General features: G+C 69.8%; 17 protein-coding genes and 1 tRNA gene. 6 read left to right on the forward strand and 12 right to left on the reverse strand.

Translation table 11 applies throughout. The features are described 5' to 3' along the window. Positions 1-60: 60 nt before the first annotated feature. Positions 61-342, reverse strand: coding sequence for a hypothetical protein (locus AQJ67_RS36330; protein ID WP_062723754.1), 282 nt, complete (start codon positions 340-342; stop codon positions 61-63). Positions 343-417: 75 nt separating this feature from the next. Next, complete coding sequence (locus AQJ67_RS36335) at positions 418-1,188, reverse strand: hypothetical protein (RefSeq protein WP_062723755.1); 771 nt, start codon at positions 1,186-1,188, stop codon at positions 418-420. A 419-nt stretch (positions 1,189-1,607) separates the two neighbouring features. Between AQJ67_RS36335 and AQJ67_RS36340 the strand changes: the two genes are divergently transcribed. From AQJ67_RS36340 to AQJ67_RS36350, 3 genes are all read left to right on the forward strand, one after another. After that, complete coding sequence (locus AQJ67_RS36340; RefSeq protein ID WP_062723756.1) at positions 1,608-2,087, forward strand: hypothetical protein; 480 nt, start codon at positions 1,608-1,610, stop codon at positions 2,085-2,087. Between the two features lie 201 nt (positions 2,088-2,288). Continuing rightward, positions 2,289-2,573: a hypothetical protein gene (locus AQJ67_RS36345; protein ID WP_062723757.1), complete on the forward strand. Its 285-nt coding sequence runs from the start codon at positions 2,289-2,291 to the stop codon at positions 2,571-2,573. A 266-nt stretch (positions 2,574-2,839) separates the two neighbouring features. Next, the gene (locus AQJ67_RS36350; RefSeq protein WP_062723758.1) at positions 2,840-3,133 is read left to right on the forward strand and encodes a hypothetical protein; all 294 of its coding nucleotides are present in this window, start codon (positions 2,840-2,842) and stop codon (positions 3,131-3,133) included. A 153-nt stretch (positions 3,134-3,286) separates the two neighbouring features. Here the strand turns inward: AQJ67_RS36350 and AQJ67_RS36355 are convergent, their stop codons facing one another. The 5 genes from AQJ67_RS36355 to AQJ67_RS36375 form a co-directional block, all read right to left on the reverse strand. Next, positions 3,287-3,634 carry a hypothetical protein gene (locus AQJ67_RS36355; RefSeq protein ID WP_244190708.1) on the reverse strand — a complete coding sequence of 116 codons (348 nt, stop codon included), beginning with the start codon at positions 3,632-3,634 and terminating at the stop codon, positions 3,287-3,289. Positions 3,635-3,970: 336 nt separating this feature from the next. Beyond that, a complete protein-coding gene (locus AQJ67_RS36360) occupies positions 3,971-4,288 on the reverse strand; it encodes a hypothetical protein (protein WP_062723759.1) in 318 nt (105 codons plus the stop codon). A gap of 195 nt (positions 4,289-4,483) precedes the next feature. After that, positions 4,484-4,855 (reverse strand): hypothetical protein, encoded by a 372-nt coding sequence (locus AQJ67_RS36365; protein WP_062723760.1) that lies wholly within the window; start codon positions 4,853-4,855, stop codon positions 4,484-4,486. 336 nt (positions 4,856-5,191) lie between these two features. Beyond that, positions 5,192-5,428 carry a hypothetical protein gene (locus AQJ67_RS36370; protein WP_062723761.1) on the reverse strand — a complete coding sequence of 79 codons (237 nt, stop codon included), beginning with the start codon at positions 5,426-5,428 and terminating at the stop codon, positions 5,192-5,194. A gap of 197 nt (positions 5,429-5,625) precedes the next feature. Beyond that, positions 5,626-5,703, reverse strand: a tRNA-Thr gene (locus AQJ67_RS36375). Positions 5,704-5,919: 216 nt separating this feature from the next. On the opposite strand from AQJ67_RS36375, the gene AQJ67_RS36380 reads away from it, so the two are divergent. The 3 genes from AQJ67_RS36380 (at position 5,920) to AQJ67_RS36390 (ending at position 8,485) form a co-directional block, all read left to right on the forward strand. Further along, complete coding sequence (locus AQJ67_RS36380; protein WP_062723762.1) at positions 5,920-7,011, forward strand: ABC transporter ATP-binding protein; 1,092 nt, start codon at positions 5,920-5,922, stop codon at positions 7,009-7,011. Between the two features lie 209 nt (positions 7,012-7,220). Continuing rightward, positions 7,221-7,676: a hypothetical protein gene (locus tag AQJ67_RS36385; protein ID WP_062723763.1), complete on the forward strand. Its 456-nt coding sequence runs from the start codon at positions 7,221-7,223 to the stop codon at positions 7,674-7,676. Positions 7,677-7,753: 77 nt separating this feature from the next. Continuing rightward, positions 7,754-8,485, forward strand: coding sequence for a nucleotidyltransferase family protein (locus AQJ67_RS36390; RefSeq protein WP_062723878.1), 732 nt, complete (start codon positions 7,754-7,756; stop codon positions 8,483-8,485). Between the two features lie 398 nt (positions 8,486-8,883). Here AQJ67_RS36390 and AQJ67_RS36395 read toward each other — a convergent pair whose 3' ends face one another. The 5 genes from AQJ67_RS36395 to ispD all read right to left on the reverse strand — a co-directional run bounded on the left by AQJ67_RS36395 (position 8,884) and on the right by ispD (position 14,525). After that, a complete protein-coding gene (locus AQJ67_RS36395; protein WP_079056398.1) occupies positions 8,884-10,527 on the reverse strand; it encodes a DoxX family protein in 1,644 nt (547 codons plus the stop codon). A 134-nt stretch (positions 10,528-10,661) separates the two neighbouring features. Next, the gene (rlmB, locus tag AQJ67_RS36400; RefSeq protein WP_062723765.1) at positions 10,662-11,603 is read right to left on the reverse strand and encodes a 23S rRNA (guanosine(2251)-2'-O)-methyltransferase RlmB; all 942 of its coding nucleotides are present in this window, start codon (positions 11,601-11,603) and stop codon (positions 10,662-10,664) included. A 98-nt stretch (positions 11,604-11,701) separates the two neighbouring features. After that, positions 11,702-13,099, reverse strand: a complete 1,398-nt coding sequence (gene cysS / locus AQJ67_RS36405; RefSeq protein WP_062723766.1) for a cysteine--tRNA ligase — start codon at positions 13,097-13,099, stop codon at positions 11,702-11,704. 162 nt (positions 13,100-13,261) lie between these two features. Beyond that, entirely contained in the window at positions 13,262-13,759 is a 498-nt protein-coding gene (ispF, locus tag AQJ67_RS36410; RefSeq protein ID WP_062723767.1) for a 2-C-methyl-D-erythritol 2,4-cyclodiphosphate synthase, read from the reverse strand. After that, the gene (ispD, locus tag AQJ67_RS36415; RefSeq protein WP_062723768.1) at positions 13,749-14,525 is read right to left on the reverse strand and encodes a 2-C-methyl-D-erythritol 4-phosphate cytidylyltransferase; all 777 of its coding nucleotides are present in this window, start codon (positions 14,523-14,525) and stop codon (positions 13,749-13,751) included. Before ispD ends, ispF begins: the two co-directional genes overlap by 11 nt. Positions 14,526-14,662 lie beyond the last annotated feature (137 nt).

Genomic DNA, 14,662 nt, shown 5'->3' on the forward strand with positions numbered 1-14,662 from the left:
TCGCAGTCCAAACGCCCGCCCCGTGATGGAGCGGGCGTTGAACCGAACACTTCCTACGGTCTACTTGAGCGCTCCGCTGTTGCAGCCCATGTCCGAGCCGAGGTGGCTGGGCTGCGCACCCGGGGAGCCCTCACCGTTGAGCGCGTTGCCCAGCGCGCCGTTGACGAGGCCGAGGCTGCCGAGGATGTCGATGTTCATGTCGTGCGAACGGCACTCGATGCCCTGCGTGATGTCGACGTCGTGGGCCATCGCCTCACCGTGGGCGGCGGCGGTGCCGGCGCCGAACGAGCCGACGCTGCCGAGGACGGCGCCCACGAGGGCGACCTTGTGAAGCTTGCGCATTTCTTCTCCGTTGGTCGAGCAGATGGGGTGTGCGGGAGATCGAGCGGGGAGGCGTGACACGTACGGCCCGCTCCGTCAGCCGAGTCGGGGCAGACCCAACTGGCCCACGGGCGGCGCCGCGACCTGTCCCAGGCCGAGGCCGGGCACCTGCGGTGCGCTGGCCGGCGAGATCAGCGGGTTGATCAGCGGGTTCACCTCGGGGTTCACCTGCGGGTTCACCTGCGGGGCGACCCGCGGCGGGGGCTCCGGGTTGAAGACCTGCGGCGCGGAGACCTGCGGAGCGACCTGCGGCATCACCTGCGGCGCCGTCTGCGGGGTGACCTGCGGCACGACCTGCGGCGCGACGGGCTGGGGCGCGGCGGCCGGCGCGGAGTGCGGCGCACCGGAGGCCTCCGCGTAGCCGCCCGACGAGGCCGAGGCGGAGGCGTAACCGCTCTCCTGGCGCGGGGCGGGCGCCGGGGGCGCGTAGTGCGGCGCCGGCTGGGGCTGCGGCTGCGGACGCGTGGCCTGCGCGGCACCCGTCGAACGGGCCGACGCCATGACCTGGGGCTGCGGCGGCGCGTACTGGGGAGCGGGCGCCGGGGCGTACTGCGGCGGCGCGTACTGGGGCGCCGGAGCGTACTGAGGAGCCGCGTACTGAGGAGGAGGCGCCGGAGCGTACTGGGGCGCCGCGTACTGGGGAGGAGGCGCCGGAGCGTACTGAGGTGCCGGATATTCGGGAGCGGGAGCCGGCGCGGCACCGCTGTACCCGACGGGATAGTCGGCGGCCTCGCTTACGCCGGCACCGATGGCGGTCAGACCGCCGGCCGCCGCTACGACGAGCGCGGCCTTGTGAAGCTTGCGCATGGAACCCTCGGCCCTTCATTACCTGTACAGGGAAATCCGTTGTATTCAGTCAGTCTTGCGTGCGCTCAGTCTGATATTCGTACTGCGCCCTTACAGGGGTAATGCCTGAGCTGTCATGTGGACTTCACGCCGGAGCAGGCAGCGGATCCCGTTGCCTCTCTCTGATTCCGGATCGCTGCCCTCTCTCAGCTGGCAACGACATTTCCCTGAGCAGGTCACGGGATCCAAATTTCCGTCACTCAATTGCCATCCATCCGATAAAAGGCTCTGATGAACACCCTCTGGCAAATGAGTGACGGCATCTTCGCGCACGTGACCGGCCCGACGCTTCTCTCGTTCCCCCCAGGGTCAGAGCGATGGTGCATCGCAGCCGCATTTCCATATGTTCCATGCACAGGTCAATGAAGGGCCGGGGTTCCATGCGCAAGCTTCATCAGGTCGCGCTCGTCGTAGCAGCAGCCAGTGGTCTGTCGGCCATCGGCGCCGGACCCAGCGTCGCCGACGCGCCCGTCGGATACGGCGGCACGGCACCGGCTCCCGTCGGCCAGCCGGACGTCCAGGCCACCTCGTGGGGCAGTTCGCAGGCTTCCGCGCAGTCCTCCAACTCGCCGACCGCGCACGGCCAGGCGGCCCCGGGCCCGCAGCGGGGCGCCGACGTCAGCCCGCAGGTCAGCCCCCAACTGAGCCCGAAGATCAGCCCGCAGGTCAACCAGCAGCCGGCCGCGGCGCCGTCCGGCCCGATCGAGCAGGCCAACCTGTTCCGCCCGTACCAGGAGTGCAGCCCGCAGTCGCTGGTCAACGCGGCTGTCCCGGTCGCCGTACTGGCCGCCTCCGAGACCCGCGGCATCGACTGCGACCAGGCCAACAGCCAGGCGAACTCCCTGGCCCACGCCCGCTAGACGCGCCGGCGACGACGCCCGGAGGAGATCCGAACCTCATCTCCTCACGGTTACTCGATGCGGCTTTTGGGTGCTTCCGGTATGAAGTGCGAACTTCGGCGTGCCTCCGGGACATATCGGGATACTTCGTATTAATCTTCCGTAACTGTACGAAGTCGATCTTCTACAGATCGCACCCACCTCACTCCACCGGAGAAGAACATGCACAAGGTTCGCAAGGCTGCCGTCATGGTCGTCGCCGTCGGCACCATCGGACTCCTGGGCGCCGGCACGGCCACCGCCGACGGCCACGGCGGCAAGGACGGGGGCAAGTTCAGCGTCCTGCAGAGCTCCAACTGCAAGTCGCACGACCTGAACGTCGACGTCCTCGGCCAGGTCGGCGTCCTCAACGGCCTGCTGGGCAGCGCGCTCAACGGCGAGGGCGACCCGGGCGCGCAGGACACCCACCTCGGCTCGTCGATGGGCTGCAACAACAGCGCCTTCTAGGCACTGACGGCCGCGCAGCCGGCCGAAGCGGGAAACAGTCCCGGTACCGAGCCCCAGGCCCGGTGCCGGGACTCCTTTTTGCGACACGCCTTTGCCCCGCGATTCCTCGCCGAGGGATTAATTTCCGGGCCATCGGCCAAGATGGTGAGAATTTCCAGAATTCGGCGCGCCGCCCATTGCTCCGCATTACTTCCTATTAGCCTCCGTAACTGTTCGAAGTCGGTCCGAAATGGATCGCAACCCACTTCACTCCACCGGAGAAGAACATGTACAAGCTCCGCAAGGCCGCCGTCCTGGTCGCCGCTCTCGGGAGCGTCGGCCTCCTGACCTCCGGCGCCGCCCACGCCGACGGAGGTGGCTGGGGCCAGAAGGGCACGAACGTCGACGTCCTCCAGAGCAGCAACTGCCGGTCGCACGACGCCAACGTCGACATCCTCGGCCAGGTCGGTATCGCCAACGGCCTGGGCGGCAACCTGCTGAACGGCGAGGGCAGCCCGGGCGCGCAGGAGACCGGGCTCGGCTCGGAGATGGGCTGCAGCAACAGCGCCTTCGGCAAGTGACGTAGACCGCTTCCTTTCCCGGTGCCCCGGCCTTCCGGCCGGGGCACCGGGCTTTTTGCAGTCCGCCCCGCCCCGGGAAGCGCCGTCCGGAGGCCGGGAAAGCGAATGCCGGACCAGGATCACTCCCGGTCCGGCATCGGCCGCTCACGCGCCTCAGAAGTCGAACTTGGGAATCTTGATGCCCTTGGGCAGCTTCGCCGTGTTGTTGCACTCCACAGTCGGCCCGGAATGCACGGACCCGTCGTTCAGCATCTGGTCCCGGGGGCCGACGACTCGCGGCCGCTCGACCGTCGAGCAGTCCTGGCTCTGCTTGAGGACGTAGCCGTTGCGCTTGTCCTTGTGGACGACCTCGCTCTTCTTGACGCAGACGATGTCTCCCTGGGCGGTGAACGAGCAGGCGCCCTTGGGATCGTCGGCGTACGCCGGCGCGGCGCCGCTGTAGATCACGGCTAGAGCTCCGAGGAGCCCCGAGACGGTTGCGATCTTCTGTCGACCGTTCATGTACGGCGTTCCTTTGCAAAGGTCGAGTACGACGGAACTGCGGCAGCCCGGCCGCGCACCCTGACGGGTCTGCTGCGCGGCCGGGCTGCATTTGCTAAGGGTGTTGTCCAGCACACCGTTGAAAACAGCTCGGTCTGATCCAGGAGCTGGGCGTTCAGACCGCGCGATATGCATAACGGTGTTCCGACGGATATCGATGCGCCTGTCGTGACGCTTCGCGGCGATGGCCTAGTGGGCCGGCGGTGGCGTGGAGTTGGCAGCCACCCGCCCCGCGGCGGTCACGACGAAATCACAGTGCCCTGAAACCCGCGCATCGGACCCTCGGCGTCTTTCTTCTTACTGAGCGGTGTACGACGGGGTGGTGTACGACGGAGCGCTGTACTCGCCGTATCCGTACTCCGGCGCGGCGGCCTTGGGAGCGGCCTCCGGCGCGACCTGCGGAGCAGCGGCGGGAGCCGCCTCCGGAGCCGCGTGCGCCTTGTCGGTCGGCGCACCCCAGTTGGCCACGGCGTTCGCCGTCGAGGTGGCCACCGCGGAGACGACCTGACCGTCGAAGTCGCCCTCGTGAGCGAAAGCGGCACCGGCACCGACACCGAAGCCGGACAGCCCTGCGACGGCCGCGGCTACGACCGCAACGCGCTGAAACCTGCGCATAATCTGACCCTTTCTTCCCGGGCACGAAGCCCTGGTTGACTACTTAGTGTGAGCATATACACGTAATCCGTAGCAATTTGGGATCTTTGACCCTTATCTGTGTCGTGTCGGGTCACCCGCCGACCGCCGTGCGGGCACGAGACAGCGGATGGCCGCACCGGTCAACCCGGTGCGGCCATCCGCTGTTTGAGGGGCTCAGCCCAGGAGGCGGGCCAGCAACGGGCTGGCGTCGCTCGTGTCGTTGTTGTCGGCCGCGGCCGCGGGTGCGGGCGTCAGGTCGGAGCAGGTGATGTGCGGGCCGATCCGCGTCTGCCCGCTGGCCAGCAGGCCCGGGGTGGGCAGCGTCAAGGGCTTCGTCGGCTGGCAGTTCATCGACCGGCGGACCGTGAACCCGTCACCCTCGGGCGTCTGCCCCTGCAGCTGCTGGGTGCAGACGATGTTGCCCTGCGCGTCGAGCGCGCAGACGCCCGGGCTCGCGGCGGCGTGCGCCTGGCCGGCACCGAGACAGGTCATGGCAAGGCCGCCGAGAAGCCCGGCGACGGCCGCGATCTTCTTTCCGTTGAACATGTGTTGCGTCTCCTTTTGCGGGGGGTTGCCCGGGCGCAATACACCGCGAACCGGCAGCGCCGGGCCCTGGGGGTGTCGGAGAGACAGGCCCCTGCACCCGGTCCATGTCCGGGGCATCGGGGGCCTTTTCGCTTACGCAGTGAAGGACCGACCTGAGGGTGACTGATCCGCGGGGGACCAACCGCTCATCGGCGCGCCGGAGTTCAGGACCGCAGCGAACGCATACGGGCCGAGGGAGCAACCTCGCGCTCCGGGCAGCCGCACATGAACGGGCCCCCTCGGGGGTGACCCCGAAGGGGCCCGCGGAAGGCGTCGCGCACGACCAAGCCGCCGACCTCAGCCGGTGAAGGCGTTGTTGAACTGGCCGCAGGTGGTGTCGAAGGTCTCGGAAAGGCCGAGCACGGCGATCGGGATGTCGGCCTCGCCGACCGTCTGCGGGCTGCACTCCTGGTACGGGCGGTACAGGTCGGACACGGTCGGCCCGCTCCCGTACGCGACACCGGTACCGGCACCGATGGCGGACAGGCTGCCGGCCGCCGCCGCGACGATCATGACCTGGTGAAGCTTGCGCATGGAACCCTCGGATTTCATTACATGTACATTGAGGCTGATTGCCTACTGTGACTGAACAGACACTAGCAGTAGCGACGCTATTCCATACCGGCACATGTCCCGTGTCCCAACGGGGACATGGGGGTGCGGACGAATGAAAAGAAGGAATGAAAAACGAACCGCGGGGCGGTTGTCGTCGACAACCGCCCCGCCTGTTTTGGAGCCCCCTGTCGGATTCGAACCGACGACCTGCTGTTTACAAGACAGCCGCTCTGGACCAGCTGAGCTAAGGAGGCCTGCACGCGCTGTCACGCACGCGCCCGTGCAGTGTACCCAGGTTCCGAGGGGGCCCCGTCGAAAATTTCCGCGAAGTTCACATGCCTCCAGGTACTGACATAGAGGCGAACGCCAGGTACCGTCCAGATCCAGTCCGCACATGTGGACTAAACCAACCACCTTCCTACAACGGATCGTCCGGCACGTTCCTGCCGGTAGAAGGGGGCCCATTCATCATGGCCACTGTCTCGTTCGACAAGGCGACCCGGATCTACCCGGGCACCGAGAAGCCCGCCGTGGACGCGCTCGACATCCACATCGAGGACGGAGAGTTCCTCGTCCTCGTCGGCCCGTCCGGCTGCGGCAAGTCCACCTCGCTCCGCATGCTGGCGGGGCTCGAGGACGTCAACGGCGGCGCCATCCGCATCGGTGACCGCGACGTCACGCACCTGCCGCCGAAGGACCGGGACATCGCCATGGTGTTCCAGAACTACGCGCTGTACCCGCACATGACCGTCGCCGACAACATGGGCTTCGCGCTCAAGATCGCCGGCGTGCCGAAGGCCGAGATCAAGCAGAAGGTCGAGGACGCGGCGAAGATCCTCGACCTCACCGACTACCTCGGCCGCAAGCCGAAGGCGCTCTCCGGTGGTCAGCGCCAGCGTGTCGCCATGGGCCGCGCCATCGTGCGTGAGCCGCAGGTCTTCCTCATGGACGAGCCGCTGTCCAACCTGGACGCCAAGCTCCGTGTCTCGACCCGTACGCAGATCGCGTCGCTGCAGCGCCGCCTCGGCATCACCACCGTCTACGTCACCCACGACCAGGTCGAGGCCATGACGATGGGCGACCGCGTGGCGGTCCTCAAGGACGGTCTGCTCCAGCAGGTCGACACCCCGCGCAACATGTACGACCGCCCGGCCAACCTCTTCGTCGCCGGCTTCATCGGCTCCCCCGCCATGAACCTGGTCGAGGTGCCGATCACCGACGGCGGCGTGAAGTTCGGTAACGCGGTCGTCCCCGTCGACCGTGACGCGCTCTCCGCCGCCACCGACAAGACGGTCACCGTGGGTGTCCGCCCCGAGCACTTCGACGTGGCCGGCTCCGACTCGGGCCAGGGCCTCGCCGTCACCGTCAACGTGGTGGAGGAGCTCGGCGCCGACGCGTACGTCTACGGCACCGCCAAGGTCGGCGGCGACGACTCCAAGGACCTCGTCGTCCGCGTCAGCGGCCGTGCCGTGCCGGAGAAGGGCAGCACGCTGTACATCGTCCCGCGTTCGGGCGAGACCCACGTGTTCTCGACCTCCACGGGTGCGCGGCTGTCCGACTGAGGCAGCACAACCCCGGGTAATTCACCCAGCTTGACGAAGAGGGCCCCGCAGACGGCTGCGGGGCCCTTCTCGTTGTCGACAAATACCCCGGCATACCGGTCATTTCGAGTGCTGTGCGTCAACGCGCTACCCAAAAACGAGGGCCTCTTCATCCCCCGAACCGGTGACTAAATGTCGCCATATCAGCACCGAACGCTACCCTCACTCGCGTGAAGCACTCCACCACCCAACAGACACGACGCGGCCACCGGGGCCCCGCCCGCCAGCTCGGCCGCACACTCGCCCTCGTCCTGCCCGTCTTCCTGGTGCTCTCCGGGACGCTCGCGGTCACCCGGGTCAACTGGTCAGGGGACCCCTCGGACTCGGTGCTGACCGCGACCGACGTCTCCGCGGGCAAGGGGAAGAACGCCGTCCCCCGCGCGCCACAGGACGTGCTGCGCGATCAGCTCCTGACCGAGTTGCAGGAGAAGAACCCCGGCGTCGCCCTCACCCACCTCCAGCAGGCCGTCGACGAGCGCCCGTCGCTGACGCGGCACTGCGCCTCGATCGCCCGCGCGCTGGGCCGCGCCGCGGTCCGTGTGTACGGTCCGACGCGGGCGCAGTCGTATGCCCGCCCCGTCTGCGACACCGCGTTCGCCTCGGGCGTGGCCGCGGCGCACAGCTAGCGGATGGTCACCGGCGGGCTCTTGGAGAACGGTTGTCGGCCCGATGCCGCGAGCGGGGCGCCGCGTACAGTTCGGTCATGACTGATCCGAACGCCGCGTCCCGCCCCGTTCAAGCCGTCGTCCTGGCCGGGGGCCAGGGGTCCCGGCTCCGCCCGTACACCGACGACCGGCCCAAGCCGATGGTCGAGATCCCCGGCACGGGGACGCCGATCATCGGCCACCAGCTCGCCTGGCTGGCCGAGGAGGGTGTGACGGACGTCGTGGTCAGCTGCGGGCATCTCGCCGAGGTGCTGCAGGACTGGCTGAAGTCGGCCGAGCTGCCGGTCCGCGTGACGACGGTCGTCGAGGCGGAGCCGCTCGGGCGGGGCGGTGGCCTGAAGTACGCGGCCGCGCATCTTCCGCACCCGGATCAGCCCTGGTACGCCACGAACGGCGACATCTGGACCCGTTTCTCGCTGCGCGACATGGCGGACTTCCACGCCGAGCGCGACGCGGTCGCCACGCTCGCGCTTGCGCGGCCGCGCATTCCGTGGGGCGCGGTGAAGACCGACGGCTTCGGGCACATCACCGACTTCATCGAGGCCCCGCCGTCGACGTTCGAGATCAACGCCGGTGTCTACGTCTTCTCCTCCACGTTCGCCGACCTGCTCCCCGCCCGCGGCGACCACGAACGCACCACGTTCCCGCACCTGGCACGCGAACGCCGCCTGTCCGGATTCCCCATCCCCCAGGGCGCCTACTGGCGAGCCATCGACACGGCGAAGGACCTCACGGAGGCGGCGAGGGAACTGGCGGCGCTGGGCAGGTGAGCGGGGGATACCTGCGGCGGCCCGTTCCTGTCCGGTGGGGGTGCGCGTAGCGCGGTTCGGTGAGCTGGGTGGGTCGGGGCCGCGCCGGGGGGTACGCCGTCCAGCGGCCTCTGTGGCGTCCGGCGTCCGAGGACAAGACCGTCCCCCGCAGAGGACGACGCCACCCCAGGCCCCTCCAGCCCGTCCGGCGTCCGCGAACAAGACCATCCCCAGCCCCCCCCCTCCAGCCCGTCCGGCGTTTGAGGACGAGGCCGAAGGCCGATGGGGGTCCAGGGGGCGCAGCCCCCTGGCGGGGTCGAAGGGGCGGAGCTCCTGGGGATGGGACGGGTAGGGGCGGCGGGGGCGAATGGCGATGGGCCCCGGAAAGGGTTCCGGGGCCCATCGGGGGTGGGGGGAGGTCAGCCCAGTAGGCCGCCCACCAGGCCCGGTTCGTCGGGGGACGAGCCGCCCGTCGAGCCGCCACCCGAGGACGGGCCCCCGGAGGTCGGACCGGTGCTGGTGCTGGGAGCTTCGTCGGCCGGCGTCGACTGCTGGGGCGGGGCCTGCCCGGCCGTCCCCTGCGTCTGACTCGGCGTACCGACACCCCCGGCGCCCGCCTCACTCGTGGCCCCCGGCGTCGTAGCGGCCCCCGACGGCGTGGCAGCCCCCGACGTGGCCCCCTGCGTGGGCGAGTTGGAGGCCGACGGCGTCTTCCGGTGCCGCTGACCGGGCTCCTGCGGGAGCGGCGAACCGGGCAGCTCGTTGCGCGGAGCCTCCCCAGGTCCGGGAACGACCACACGGTCGGCGTCGCGGACCGCACCGCCGAGCAGTGACCCGATCAGCAGGGTCAGCCCGATGACGATCGCCGTGACCAGGGCGCCACGGCGCAGGACGTACTGACGCAGCTCCCAGATGTCGGAGCGGGGTCCGAGGCGGCGCCAGGCCATGCCGGCCAAGCGGCCGTCGATCGAGTAGACGGGCGCACCGGCGATGATCAGCGGGGACCAGGCGGCGAGGTAGATGATGTCGGGGGCGTCGTAGACCGGGACGCTCTTCCAGCTGACGGTGACCAGGAGCGCGGTGGAGAGCAGGGCACCGACCACCGCGGCCACTCGCTGCCAGCAGCCCAGGACCGTCAGTACGCCGACGATGACCTGGAAGAAGGCGATAACGAGACCGGAGCCGACCGGGTGCTCTAGGGCGAACTGGCGGAGGGGCTCGGCCACTTCCCAGGGATGCAGCGTGTTCAGCCACTTCACCATCGAGCCGCGCTTGCCACCGTCGAAGTAGACGGGGTCGCACAGCTTGCCCATGCCGGCGTAGATGGAGATGAAGCCGAGGAAGACCCGGAGGGGGAGGAGTACGACGCCGAGGTTCATGCGGCGGCCGGGGTAGTAGGCGTGCCGCGCCGGGTCGTCGCCGGATCGCCTGAGCGGGGTGTCGGGCCCGTTGGGGTCGTGGGTCTCGTCCGCGAAACCCTCGTCGTCGTAGGCGAGTTCTTCGTCGTAGGCGCTCTCGACCGTGCGCATGTTCGGAAGCAGCCGTGCCTCGAGCGACTCGTGCGTGCGCTGCGCGCCCACGATCGGCGTCTCGACGGTCTGCTCCAACACGTCGTCGTAGCCGCCGTCGTAGCCGCCGTCGTAGCCGCCACCGACGTCGACTCGCGGGATGACCTGGGTGCCCCCGCCACCGGGGAGCGGTTCGTCGCCGTGGCGGACGCTGCCGTCCCGCACGGCCTGGAGCAGCCGGTGGGCGCCGGTGTCGTCCGGCGCGGACGTGCCGTTCCAGACGGCGACCCGGCGGCGGGCGCCGGTGGCCGCTCCCGCTCTGCCGGCCGCGTTGACGGCGGGGATACGGGCGGTGTCCTCGGTGGCGCTCAAGTGCCGTGTGATCCGCGGGGATTTGCTACGCCCGGTCGACGCGTTCAACAACACGCGGAAACTCGCGTGATTGACGATGATCTGCGCCGGATCGCTCGGCACCTTCACCATGCTCAGCGCGGGAGCGTCGTCGTATCCCGACGAGCGGTCCCCCGTGGGTGTGCGGGGTGTTCTGGTGTCCACACTCAACTAACCGAGTGACGTGTGGTTTGGACACTGCCTTGACCGGTCCGATCTGTCCGGACCCCGTCAAAGATGCGCAGGTCGCACCACTGTCACCAGAATTAACCCGCACGGGTGACGCCGCGGATGTCTGTTCAGGCGCGTCGGCGAGCCGCCTCGTAGAGGACGATCCCGGCCGCCACACCGGCGTTGAGCGACTCCGCGCCGCCCGGCATCGGGATGCGTACGCGGTAGTCGCACGTCTCGCCGACCAGGCGGGACAGACCCTTGCCCTCGCTGCCGACGACGATGACCACCGGGCCCTCCAGGGCCTGAAGGTCACCGAGTTCGGCCTCGCCGTCGGCCGCCAGGCCGACGACCACGAGGCCCGCCTTCTTGTACGACTCCAGCGCCCGGGTCAGGTTCGTGGCGCGAGCCACCGGGGTGCGGGCCGCCGTACCGGCGGACGTCTTCCAGGCACCGGCCGTCATGCCGGCCGCGCGGCGCTCCGGTACGACGACGCCGTGGCCGCCGAAGGCGGAGACCGAGCGGACGACGGCGCCGAGGTTGCGCGGGTCGGTCACGCCGTCCAGGGCCACGATCAGCGGGTCGGCGCCCTCGTCGTAAGCCGCGGCGGCGAGGTCCTCGGGGTGGGCGTACTCGTAGGGCGGGACCTGGAGGACGAGGCCCTGGTGGTTCAGGCCGTTGGTCATGCGGTCCAGCTCGGGGCGCGGGGCCTCCATGAGGTTGATGCCGCCGCGGTCGGCGGCGAGCTGGAGGGCCTCGCGGACGCGCTCGTCGTTGTCGATGAACTGCTGGACGTAGAGGGTCGACGCCGGGACGCCCTCGCGCAGGGCCTCCACCACCGGGTTACGGCCGACGACCATCTCGGACGTGCCCTTGCCGCCGCGGCCGCGCGGCGCGGGGCGGCGCGCGGCCTGCTTCGCCTTGGCGGTCGCGATGCGGTTCTTCTTGTGCTTCTTGCGCATCTCGGCGGGCGGCGTCGGGCCCTTGCCTTCGAGACCCTTGCGTCGCTGGCCGCCACTGCCGACCTGCGCGCCCTTCTTGCCGGACATGCGGCGGTTGTTCGCGGCCATGACCTACCTGTCTGTCGTGAGCGTTCGAATGTACGTCTATGCAGTGTGCCGCCCGGAGGCCCGGGCGGCACAATCGATCTTCCGGCGGACCGGTTCGGTCAGCGCGGGCCGAGGGTCCAGCGCGGGCCCTGCGGGCTGTCCTCGATGACGAGGCCGGACTGGCCCAGCTGGTCGCGGATGGCGTCCGCGGTGGCCCAGTCCTTGCGGGAGCGGGCCGCCTCGCGCTGGTCCAGGACCATCCGGACCAGGCTGTCGACCACGCCGTGCAGATCTTCGCCGCGGTCGGTCTCGCCGGCCCAGTGCGCGTCGAGGGGGTCCAGGCCCAGGACGCCGAGCATGGCGCGCACCTCGGCGAGGCGGGCCACGGCGGCTTCCTTGTCGTCGGCGGCCAGGGCGGAGTTGCCCTGCCGGACCGTGGTGTGGATGACCGCGAGCGCCTGCGGGACGCCCAGGTCGTCGTCCATCGCCTCGGCGAAGGCGAGCGGCACCTCGGCGGACGGCTCGACGTCACCCGCCTTCTCCACCACGCGCTGCACGAAGCCCTCGATGCGCGCGAACGCCGACTCGGCCTCGCGCAGGGCGTCCTCGCTGTACTCGATGGTGGAGCGGTAGTGCGGCGTGCCCAGGTAGTAGCGCAGGACGATCGGGCGCCACTGCTTGACCATCTCGGAGACGAGCACGCTGTTGCCGAGCGACTTCGACATCTTCTCGCCGCTCATGGTGACCCACGCGTTGTGCACCCAGTACCGGGCGAACTCGTCGCCGTAGGCCTTGGCCTGCGCGATCTCGTTCTCGTGGTGCGGGAAGATCAGGTCGAGGCCGCCGCCGTGGATGTCGAAGGCGGAGCCCAGGTACTTGTGCGCCATCGCCGAGCACTCCAGGTGCCAGCCAGGGCGCCCGCGCCCCCACGGCGTCTCCCAGTCGGGCTCGCCCGGCTTCGCGGCCTTCCACATCGCGAAGTCACGCGGGTCCCGCTTGCCGGAGATGCCCTCCTCGGCGGGCTGCCGCATCTCGTCGAGGTCCTGCCGGGACAGCTCCAGGTAGGAGGGCCACGACCGGACGTCGAAGTAGACGCTGCCGTCCGCCTCGTAGGCGTGTCCGCGCTCGATGAGACCGCGCATCATCTCGACCATCTCGGTGACATGGCCGGTGGCGCGGGGCTCGTACGTCGGCGGGAGGCAGCCGAGGGCGGTGTAGCCGTCGGTGAAGGCGCGCTCGTTCTCGTAGCCGATCGACCACCAGGGGCGGTTCTGTTCGGCGGACTTGGCGATGATCTTGTCGTCGATGTCCGTGACGTTCCTGACGAACGTCACGTCATAGCCGCGGTAGGCGAACCAGCGGCGCATGATGTCGAAGTTCAGCCCCGAGCGGATGTGCCCGATGTGCGGCGCGGCCTGCACGGTGGCGCCACAGAGGTAGATCGAGACACAGCCCGGCGTGAGCGGGGTGAAGTCACGGATCTGCCGGGCGCTGGTGTCGTACAGGCGAATCGTCACGACACATAGGGTAGTAGGCCGGTGGGGGTGCGTGGAGCAGTGCCTTGATTGTCGGGTGCGAGCCGGTGGGGGTTGGTCGCGCCCACGCGGCGGAGCCGCATATTGATACAGCCCCGCGCCCCTGGGTTGGCACACTCCCCCTGCGCTAGGAGCCCCACCCTCTCAGCCGACCCGCACCACCAGCGCTGTCGCCACCGCCATCAAGCCCTCACCCCTGCCCGGGAACCCCAGCCCGTCCGTCGTCGCTCCCGACACCGACACCGGTGCCCCCGCCGCCTCCGACAGGAGCTTCTGAGCCTCGTCCCTGCGCTTGCCGATCTTCGGGCGCGGGCCTACGACCTGTACGGCGATATTGCCGATCCGGAAGCCTGCCTCACGGACGATGCGGGCGGCCTCCGTCAACAAGGTCACCCCCGACGCACCCGACCACTCGGGCCGCCCCGTGCCGAAGTGCCGGCCCAGATCGCCGAGGCCGGCGGCCGAGAAGAGCGCGTTGCAGGCGGCGTGGGCGACGACGTCCGCGTCGGAGTGGCCCGCGAGGCCGGGGCCCTCGCCCTCCCACTTCAGGCCCGCGCACCACAGCTCGCGGCCCTCCTCGAAGGCGTGGATGTCGGTGCCGATGCCGACCTGCGGCAGCACTGGAAGCTGCTCAGAAGCCATCGTTCAGCCTCCGGCGCGCCAGGACCGCCTCGGCCAGGACCAGGTCCAGCGGGCGGGTGACCTTGAAGGCCTCCTCATGGCCGGGCACGACCACGACCGTCAGGCCGAGCTGCTCGACCATGCTCGCGTCGTCGGTGACGTCGCCGGTCACGGTCTCGTGGGCGCGGATCAGCGTGGCGCGGTCGAAACCCTGGGGAGTCTGTACGGAGCGGAGGCGGGCGCGCCGCGGCGTGGCGACCACCGGTTCGGGCTCGCCCGTGACGGTGGCCGGCTCGACCTCCTTGACGGTGTCGGCGAGCGGCAGTGCGGGCACCACGGCCGGCGATCCGTCCCGTACGGCCTCGATCACCGCGTCCACCGTGTCCACCGGGACCAGGGGGCGCGCCGCGTCGTGCACCAGCACGATGTCGTGGTCCGGCGGCAGCGCGTCCAGGCCGAGCTTCACGGACTCCTGGCGGGTCTCACCGCCGGGGACGACCAGGAAGTCGGTGCGCTCGGGCAGCGCGTGGGCATCGAGCAGGCTCTTGGCCTCGGCGGCGCCGTCGGGCGGGGCCACGACGACCACGAGGGAGACGGCGCGGGAGGCGGCCATCGCGCGGACGGCGTGGATGAGCATGGGCGTGCCGTTCAGCGCGCGGAGCGCCTTGGGGGCGCCGGGACCCAGGCGTACGCCCCGTCCGGCGGCCGGGATCACCACGGCGGTACGGGCCCCGGTACGACCTTCGGAGGGGGCACCCGTGGGCGAAGGACGCGAAACGTCAGACATCGGTTCCTGTCAGGTTTGTGTGCTCTGCCTACGTGGGTATGGCCTCAGCGTGCCGGGTGGGACGGCTTGACCGAACCCTTCCGTGACAACGGTCGAGCCAGCTGCCCGGACCCGGCACATCAAGTATCGGGGGCGCC

This window comes from Streptomyces caeruleatus (assembly GCF_001514235.1).
In the GTDB taxonomy this organism is placed as follows: Bacteria; Actinomycetota; Actinomycetes; order Streptomycetales; family Streptomycetaceae; genus Streptomyces; species Streptomyces caeruleatus.

What these genes read in the sequence shown, in the direction of transcription:
- AQJ67_RS36330 (WP_062723754.1), bottom strand. Translation starts at nt 342, where the DNA reads ATGCGCAAGCTTCACAAGGTCGCCCTCGTGGGCGCCGTCCTCGGCAGC.
- AQJ67_RS36335 (WP_062723755.1), bottom strand. Translation starts at nt 1,188, where the DNA reads ATGCGCAAGCTTCACAAGGCCGCGCTCGTCGTAGCGGCGGCCGGCGGT.
- AQJ67_RS36340 (WP_062723756.1), top strand. Translation starts at nt 1,608, where the DNA reads ATGCGCAAGCTTCATCAGGTCGCGCTCGTCGTAGCAGCAGCCAGTGGT.
- AQJ67_RS36345 (WP_062723757.1), top strand. Translation starts at nt 2,289, where the DNA reads ATGCACAAGGTTCGCAAGGCTGCCGTCATGGTCGTCGCCGTCGGCACC.
- AQJ67_RS36350 (WP_062723758.1), top strand. Translation starts at nt 2,840, where the DNA reads ATGTACAAGCTCCGCAAGGCCGCCGTCCTGGTCGCCGCTCTCGGGAGC.
- AQJ67_RS36355 (WP_244190708.1), bottom strand. Translation starts at nt 3,634, where the DNA reads ATGAACGGTCGACAGAAGATCGCAACCGTCTCGGGGCTCCTCGGAGCT.
- AQJ67_RS36360 (WP_062723759.1), bottom strand. Translation starts at nt 4,288, where the DNA reads ATGCGCAGGTTTCAGCGCGTTGCGGTCGTAGCCGCGGCCGTCGCAGGG.
- AQJ67_RS36365 (WP_062723760.1), bottom strand. Translation starts at nt 4,855, where the DNA reads ATGTTCAACGGAAAGAAGATCGCGGCCGTCGCCGGGCTTCTCGGCGGC.
- AQJ67_RS36370 (WP_062723761.1), bottom strand. Translation starts at nt 5,428, where the DNA reads ATGCGCAAGCTTCACCAGGTCATGATCGTCGCGGCGGCGGCCGGCAGC.
- AQJ67_RS36380 (WP_062723762.1), top strand. Translation starts at nt 5,920, where the DNA reads ATGGCCACTGTCTCGTTCGACAAGGCGACCCGGATCTACCCGGGCACC.
- AQJ67_RS36390 (WP_062723878.1), top strand. Translation starts at nt 7,754, where the DNA reads ATGACTGATCCGAACGCCGCGTCCCGCCCCGTTCAAGCCGTCGTCCTG.
- rlmB (WP_062723765.1), bottom strand. Translation starts at nt 11,603, where the DNA reads ATGGCCGCGAACAACCGCCGCATGTCCGGCAAGAAGGGCGCGCAGGTC.
- ispF (WP_062723767.1), bottom strand. Translation starts at nt 13,759, where the DNA reads ATGGCTTCTGAGCAGCTTCCAGTGCTGCCGCAGGTCGGCATCGGCACC.
- ispD (WP_062723768.1), bottom strand. Translation starts at nt 14,525, where the DNA reads ATGTCTGACGTTTCGCGTCCTTCGCCCACGGGTGCCCCCTCCGAAGGT.